This is a genomic window from Kitasatospora sp. NPDC056783, assembly GCF_042789895.1.
GTDB lineage: Bacteria > Actinomycetota > Actinomycetes > Streptomycetales > Streptomycetaceae > Kitasatospora.
In genome coordinates this window covers 23,223-29,678 of record NZ_JBHUAF010000066.1, presented here as the reverse complement: position 1 = coordinate 29,678, position 6,456 = coordinate 23,223, and the positions used below count along the sequence as shown (strand labels likewise).

Sequence of the window (6,456 nt, the reverse complement as noted above, 5' to 3'; positions counted from 1 at the left end):
GAACTACGCCGGCCCGGCCCCGCGGAGGGCCGGCCCGTCGAGGCGTCGGACCCCGTCAGTCGAGCAGCCCGAGGCTGCGGGCGGCCGCCTCCGGGTCGATCGGAACGATCTGCGGCTGCGGCGCGCCGGCCACCGCCCAGTCCGGGTCCTTCAGGCCGTTGCCGGTCACGGTGCAGACGATCCGCTGGCCCGGGTCGACCAGGCCGGCCTCCGCCTTGGCCAGCAGGCCGGCCACCGAGGCGGCCGAGGCGGGCTCCACGAAGACACCCTCCTGCGAGGCCAACAGGCGGTAGGCGGAGAGGATCTGACGGTCCGTCACCTTGTCGATGAGGCCGCCGGACTCGTCCCGCGCGGCGAGCGCGAAGTCCCAGGAGGCCGGGTTGCCGATCCGGATCGCGGTGGCGATGGTCTGCGGCTTGAGCACCGGGGCGCCGTCCACGATCGGGGCCGAGCCGGAGGCCTGGAAGCCCCACATCCGCGGGGTGCGGGTGGCGAGGGCAGGGAGGGTGCGGCGCGTAGCGTCTCCGTCCAGGGTGGCGGAGGGTGACTGGCGGGCGTACTCGCGGTAGCCCTTCCAGTAGGCGGTGATGTTGCCCGCGTTGCCGACCGGCAGCACGTGGATGTCCGGGGCGTCGCCGAGCATGTCGACGATTTCGAAGGCCGCGGTCTTCTGGCCCTCGATCCGCACCGGGTTGACCGAGTTGACCAGCGCCACCGGGTACTTCTCGGACAGTTCACGCGCAAGGGTGAGGCAGTCGTCGAAGTTCCCGTCGACCTGGAGGATCCGGGCGCCGTGCACCAGCGCCTGGCCCATCTTGCCGAGGGCGATCTTGCCCTGCGGGACGAGCACCGCGGAGACCATCCCGGCGCGCACCGCGTACGCGGCGGCGGAGGCCGAGGTGTTGCCGGTGGACGCGCAGATGACCGCCTGCGCGCCCTCCTCCTTGGCCTTGGAGATGGCCATCGTCATCCCGCGGTCCTTGAAGGAACCGGTCGGGTTGGCGCCCTCGACCTTGAGGTAGACCTCGCAGCCGGTGCGCTCGGAGAGCACCTGGGCGGGGACCAGGGGCGTGCCGCCCTCCAGCAGGGTGACCACCGGGGTGGCCGCGGTGACCGGCAGGCGGTCCCGGTACTCCTCGATCAGGCCGCGCCACTGGTGGGTGTGCGCGCCTCGGACGACGTTCTCGGCAACGGCGTTCATGGCTGTTCCTTATTCCCCTTCGACCCGCATGATGCTGGCCACGTCCCGCACGCTGTCCAGCGCGCGGAGCTTGTCGACCGTCGCCGACAGCGCGGCGTCGGTGGCACGGTGGGTGACCACGACGAGCGAGGCGTCGCCGTCGCGGCCCTGCTGGCGCACGGTGTCGATGGACACGCCGTGCTCGGCGAAGACGGACGCCACCTGGGCGAGCACGCCCGCGCGGTCGTCGACGTCCAGGCTCACGTGGTAGCGGGTGACCACCTCGTCCATCGGCTTGGCCGGCAGCCGGGTGTACACCGAGTCGCCGGGGCCGGTGGCGCCCGCCAGCTTGTTGCGGCAGACCGCGACCAGGTCGCCGAGCACCGCGGAGGCGGTCGGCGAGCCGCCCGCGCCCGGGCCGTAGAACATCAGCCGGCCGGCCGCCTCGGCCTCGACGAACACCGCGTTGTACGCCTCGCGGACGGAGGCCAGCGGGTGCGACAGCGGGATCATCGCCGGGTGGACCCGCGCGGTGACGGACCCGCCGTCGGCCGCCCGCTCGCAGATCGCGAGCAGCTTGACCACGCAGCCCATCTCCTTGGCGGAGGCGATGTCGGCCGCCGTCACCTCGGTGATGCCCTCGCGGTAGACGTCCGCCGCGGTGACCTTGGTGTGGAACGCGATGCCGGCCAGGATCGCGGCCTTGGCGGCGGCGTCGAAGCCCTCCACGTCGGCCGTCGGGTCGGCCTCGGCGTAGCCCAGCGCGGTGGCCTCCTCCAGCGCCTCCGAGTAGCCGGCGCCGGTGGTGTCCATCTTGTCGAGGATGAAGTTGGTGGTGCCGTTGACGATGCCCAGCACCCGGTTGACCTTGTCGCCCGCGAGGGACTCGCGCAGCGGGCGCAGCAGCGGGATCGCGCCCGCCACCGCGGCCTCGTAGTACAGGTCCACCCCGGCCTCGGCGGCCGCGGCGTGCAGTTCGGTGCCGTCCTTGGCGAGCAGCGCCTTGTTGGCGCTGACCACCGAGGCGCCCCGCTCGAACGCCGAGAGGATCAGCGATTTGGAGGGCTCGATGCCGCCGACCACCTCGACCACCACGTCGATGTCGCCGCGGTTCACCAGGGCCTCGGCGTCGGTGGTGATCAGGTGCTCCGGGACGCCCGGCCGGGCCCGCCCGGCGCGGCGGACCGCGATCCCGGCGAGCTCGACCGGGGCACCGATGCGAGCGGCGAGGTCGTCGGCCGTCGTCGTCATGATGCGCGCCACCTCGGAGCCCACCACACCACAACCCAGCAACGCCACCTTCAGCGGGCGCGTACGCATCATCCGACTCCGCTCTGCATTCATCGTCTTCGTCATTCCGGCGGGTTTTCTCGGGGCCGCCGGAATCTTCGGTCCGTACCAGTCTCCGGGACTTTCCGTACGGATCTACGGTCGTCCCATGTATTGAGACGAGAATTTCGTTATCCGACATCCAGACGCAGGAGATCCTCCTCCGTCTCGCGCCGGACGATCACCCGCGCCGCACCGTCCCTGACGGCGAGCACGGGGGGCTTCAGGGCGTGGTTGTAGTTGCTCGCCATCGAGCGGCAGTAGGCGCCGGTGGCGGGCACCGCGATCAGGTCGCCCGGGGCCAGGTCGGCCGGCAGGAAGGCGTCCCGGACGACGATGTCGCCGGACTCGCAGTGCTTGCCGACCACCCGCACCAGCATCGGCTCCGCGTCGCTGGTGCGCGAGACCAGGGCCACCGAGTACTCGGCGTCGTACAGCGCGGTGCGGATGTTGTCGGACATCCCGCCGTCCACGCTGACGTAGGTGCGCAGGCCCTCCAGCGGCTTGACGGTGCCGACCTCGTACAGCGTGAACGCCGTCGGGCCGACGATCGCCCGGCCCGGCTCCACACTCAGCCGGGGGGCGTCCAGGTTGGCGGCGGCGCACTCGCGGCGGACGATGTCGGCCAGCGCGGCCGCGATCTCGGCCGGCTCGCGCGGGTCGTCCTCGCTGGTGTAGGCGATGCCGAGGCCGCCGCCGAGGTCGATCTCGGGCAGCTCGACGCCGTGCTCGTCGCGGATCTCGGCCAGCAGGCCGACCACCCGGCGGGCGGCGACCTCGAAGCCGGCCATGTCGAAGATCTGCGAGCCGATGTGCGAGTGGATGCCGCGCAGCTCCAGGCTGTCGCCGTGCGCCAGCACCCGGCGCACCGCCTCGGCGGCCGCGCCCCCGGTCAGGGAGAGCCCGAACTTCTGGTCCTCGTGCGCCGTGGCGATGAACTCGTGGGTGTGCGCCTCGACGCCGACGGTGATCCGGATCAGCACCTGCTGGCGCACGCCCTGACGGGCGGCGATCGCGGCGAGGCGCTCGATCTCCTCGTAGGAGTCGACCACGATGTGCCCGACGCCGCTCTTCACCGCGTGGTCGAGCTCGTCCACCGCCTTGTTGTTGCCGTGCAGCGCGATCCGCCCCGGCGGCATCCCGGCGGCCAGCGCGACCGCCAGCTCGCCCGCGCTGCACACGTCGAGGTTGAGGCCCTCCTCGTGCAGCCAGCGCACGACGGCCTTGGAAAGGAACGCCTTGCCGGCGTAGTAGACGTCCGCGTCGGTGCCGAAGGCCTCCCGCCAGGCGCGCGCCCGGGCCCGGAAGTCCTCCTCGTCCAGCACGTAGGCGGGGGTGCCGAACTCGGCGGCCAGCCGCTTGACGTCGACGCCGCCGACGGTGGCCACGCCCTCGGCATCGCGGGCGACGGTGCGCGACCAGACCTTGGGGTCGAGCGCGTTCAGGTCGGCGGGCGGGGCCTGGTAGTGGCCCTCGGGCAGGACGTCGCCGTGGCGGGGACCTGCCGGGTGTGCGGAACGACTCATCTTCTACAAGTCCTTCGAGACCTATGGCGAGGGGCGGCGACGGTCCTCGTTGACCGTCCGCCGCCCCCGCCGTTGCGCTTGGGGGTGGTGCCTACATCCGCTCGGGCGCCGTCACGCCCAGGAGCGTGAGTCCGTTGGCGAGCACGGTGCGCGTCGCCTCGACCAGCCAGAGGCGGGCCCGGTGCGTGTCGGTGAGCTCCTCGTCGCCCTTGGGCAGGAACATGCAGTTCTCGTACAGGCGGTGGTACTTGCCCGCGAGCTTCTCCAGGTAGACGGCGACCCGGTGCGGCTCGCGCAGCTCGCCGGCCGCGGCCAGCACGCGCGGGAACTCGGCGAGGTGGCCGAGCACGTCGGACTCCCACTCGGTGGCGAGCAGCTCGGGTTTGAAGTCCTCCGCCGCGCCCTTGTCCACGCCCAGCTCGGCGGCCTTGCGCGCCACGCCGCACATCCGGGTGTGGGCGTACTGGACGTAGAAGACCGGGTTCTCGTTGGTCTGGCTGGTCAGGACGTTGATGTCCAGCGTGATCGTCGAGTCCGTGGAGGAGCGCGCCAGGGTGTAGCGGGCGGCGTCGACGCCGATCCACTCGACCACGTCGTCGATCGTGATGATGTTGCCGGCCCGCTTGGACATGCGGACCTCTTCGCCGTCGCGAAGCATCTTCACGAACTGGCCGATCTTCACCTCGATGTTGCGGTCCATGTCGTCGCCGGCGCAGGCCGAGATGGCCTTGAGGCGGTTGACGTAGCCGTGGTGGTCGGCGCCCAGCATGTAGAGCGCGACCTCGGCGCCGCGGTCCCGCTTGGACAGGTAGTACGCGGCGTCGGCGGCGAAGTAGGTCTTGTCGCCGTCGGCCTTGATCAGGACGCGGTCCTTGTCGTCGCCGAAGTCCGTGGTGCGCAGGAAGACCGCGTCGTCCCGCTCGAAGACGTGGCCCTGCTCGCGCAGCCGGTCGATGGCCTCCTCGACCGCGCCGGAGTCGTGCAGCGTCTTCTCCGAGAACCACACGTCGAAGTGGGTGCCGAACTCGTCCATCGAGCGCTGGATCTCGGCCACCATGAGCTTGAGGCCCTCGGCGCGGAAGACCCGCAGCTGCTCGTCCTCGGGCAGGTCGAGCAGGCCGGGGACGGCGGTGGTGATCGCCTTGGCGATGTCGACGATGTACTCGCCGACGTACCCGCCCTCGGGCACCTCGCGGCCGTTCGCGGCGGCCTGCAGCGAGGCGGCGAACTTGGTGATCTGCACGCCGGCGTCGTTGAGGTAGTACTCGGTGGTGACGTCGGCGCCGGAGGCCCGCAGCACGCGCGCCAGCGAGTCGCCGACGGCCGCCCAGCGGACGCCGCCGATGTGGATCGGGCCGGTCGGGTTGGCGGAGACGAACTCCAGGTTGATCTTCAGGCCCTTGAGGGCCTCGTTGCGGCCGTAGGCCTCGCCCGCCTCGACGACGGTGCGCGCCAGCGCACCGGCGGTGGCGGTGTCCAGGGTGATGTTCAGGAAGCCCGGACCGGCGATGTCGACCTTGGCGACGCCGGTGATCCCTCGCAGGCGCTCGACCAGCAGTTCGGCAACGGCTCGCGGCGGCTTGCCGGCCGCCTTGGCGAGCTGGAGGGCCACGTTCGTCGCGTAGTCGCCGTGGTCCCGGTTCTTGGGCCGGTCGACCGTCACGTGCTCGGGCACGGCGACGGCCAGCTCGCCCGCCTCGACGGCGGAGCTCACTGCGGCCTGGATTGCCTGGGAAAGGTCTGCGGGGGTCACGACGCCAAGCGTAGGCGAGACGGGGCGCCCGCCCGCCACTCGGTTTACCGGTTGAGACGCCCCGGCGGCCCCGTTCCGGGGTCTCGGCCCCGATCCGCACGGTCTGTTCGCTCAGGGCGAACTCTGTCGCACGCGTGGTCGGCCCGCGCGCGGGGCGGCCGGCCGGGCCGTCCGGTGAGCCGCATCAGGCGCCGGACCAGGACCACCAAGTCGGCCGGATCGAAGGGCTTGCCGAGGTAGCCGTCCACCCCGGCCGCCTCCCCCAGGTCGAGGTCCCCCGGGGTGCAGGCGCTCACGATCGCGATCGGCAGCCGGCTGGTGTCCGGGGTGGCGCGCAGCCGGGCCGCCGTCCGCAGGCCGTCCAGCCGAGGCATCATCACGTCCAGCGTCACCACGTCCGGCTTCACCCGGCGGATGACCTCCAGGCACTCGGCGCCGTCGGCGGCGGTCACCACCTCGAAGCCTTCGAGCTCCAGGTTGACCCTGATCAGCTGACGGATCGCCTCGCTGTCGTCCACCACGAGGACCCGCCCGGACACTCCCGACACCTCACCGAGGGTATCGGCGGCCCCGTCGCCCCGTCCGCTCTTTGGACACTTCCGCTCCCCCGCCGGCCGGAGCCGCCGGACGATCTTCCGGGAAACCCGTGCACGGACCACGGGTGGAGC

General features: G+C 71.9%; 5 protein-coding genes. All 5 read right to left on the bottom strand.

From position 1 onward, the window contains the following. Positions 1–55 precede the first annotated feature (55 nt). Positions 56–1,201: a threonine synthase gene (gene thrC / locus ACFRMQ_RS13180; protein WP_380730170.1), complete on the bottom strand. Its 1,146-nt coding sequence runs from the start codon at positions 1,199–1,201 to the stop codon at positions 56–58. Positions 1,202–1,210: 9 nt separating this feature from the next. Next, a complete protein-coding gene (locus tag ACFRMQ_RS13175; protein WP_380730168.1) occupies positions 1,211–2,503 on the bottom strand; it encodes a homoserine dehydrogenase in 1,293 nt (430 codons plus the stop codon). Between the two features lie 137 nt (positions 2,504–2,640). Further along, on the bottom strand, positions 2,641–4,035 hold the full coding sequence (lysA, locus tag ACFRMQ_RS13170) for a diaminopimelate decarboxylase (protein WP_380730165.1): 1,395 nt from the start codon (positions 4,033–4,035) through the stop codon (positions 2,641–2,643). 91 nt (positions 4,036–4,126) lie between these two features. Beyond that, the gene (gene argS / locus ACFRMQ_RS13165) at positions 4,127–5,788 is read right to left on the bottom strand and encodes an arginine--tRNA ligase (RefSeq protein ID WP_380730163.1); all 1,662 of its coding nucleotides are present in this window, start codon (positions 5,786–5,788) and stop codon (positions 4,127–4,129) included. Positions 5,789–5,832: 44 nt separating this feature from the next. Further along, positions 5,833–6,336 (bottom strand): response regulator, encoded by a 504-nt coding sequence (locus tag ACFRMQ_RS13160; RefSeq protein ID WP_380730161.1) that lies wholly within the window; start codon positions 6,334–6,336, stop codon positions 5,833–5,835. Positions 6,337–6,456 lie beyond the last annotated feature (120 nt).

Bases quoted from the DNA above. Each gene is read 5' to 3' on its own strand.
- lysA (WP_380730165.1), bottom strand. From the start codon at position 4,035: ATGAGTCGTTCCGCACACCCGGCAGGTCCCCGCCACGGCGACGTCCTG.
- thrC (WP_380730170.1), bottom strand. From the start codon at position 1,201: ATGAACGCCGTTGCCGAGAACGTCGTCCGAGGCGCGCACACCCACCAG.
- ACFRMQ_RS13175 (WP_380730168.1), bottom strand. From the start codon at position 2,503: ATGATGCGTACGCGCCCGCTGAAGGTGGCGTTGCTGGGTTGTGGTGTG.